Genomic DNA, 410 nt, shown 5'->3' with positions numbered 1-410 from the left:
CCTTAATTGGGCGTTATGTGAATGGAGTAGAAATGAGTTATGGAATACAAAGTCGTTAAAAACTATCAGGATGATCCAGAGTTACCTATTCAAATCGTAAAAGGTGAAAAATTGCAGTTTGTAGAAGAATCCAACCCAGAAGGTGATTGGGCAAATTGGATTTTTTGCCGAGGGGGAAATAAAGAAGGCTGGGTTCCAAAACAAATACTAGCTATCAATAACAGTGAAGTAACTGTACTTGAGGACTACTTTGCTAAGGAACATAGTTTGACGGTTGGTGACATTTTAGTAAAAGAACATGAATTGAACGGCTGGATCTGGAGTAAAAAATTAGGTGATTCGGAAGAATTAGCTTGGGCTCCTTTAAACCATTTATGCGCTGTTTGAATTCACATAACTAATAAGGATTA

At 36.8% G+C, this 410-nt stretch carries 1 protein-coding gene; it reads left to right on the top strand.

The window, feature by feature from the left end:
- Positions 1-39: 39 nt before the first annotated feature.
- Entirely contained in the window at positions 40-387 is a 348-nt protein-coding gene (locus tag AB4589_RS25470; RefSeq protein WP_372101963.1) for an SH3 domain-containing protein, read from the top strand.
- Positions 388-410 lie beyond the last annotated feature (23 nt).

Source organism: Vibrio sp. 10N.222.49.A3, from assembly GCF_041475145.1.
GTDB lineage: Bacteria > Pseudomonadota > Gammaproteobacteria > Enterobacterales > Vibrionaceae > Vibrio > Vibrio tasmaniensis_A.
The sequence above is the reverse complement of the archived record's forward strand: the minus strand, read 5'-3'. Positions and strand labels throughout refer to the sequence as shown.

What these genes read in the sequence shown, in the direction of transcription:
- AB4589_RS25470 (WP_372101963.1), top strand. Translation starts at nt 40, where the DNA reads ATGGAATACAAAGTCGTTAAAAACTATCAGGATGATCCAGAGTTACCT.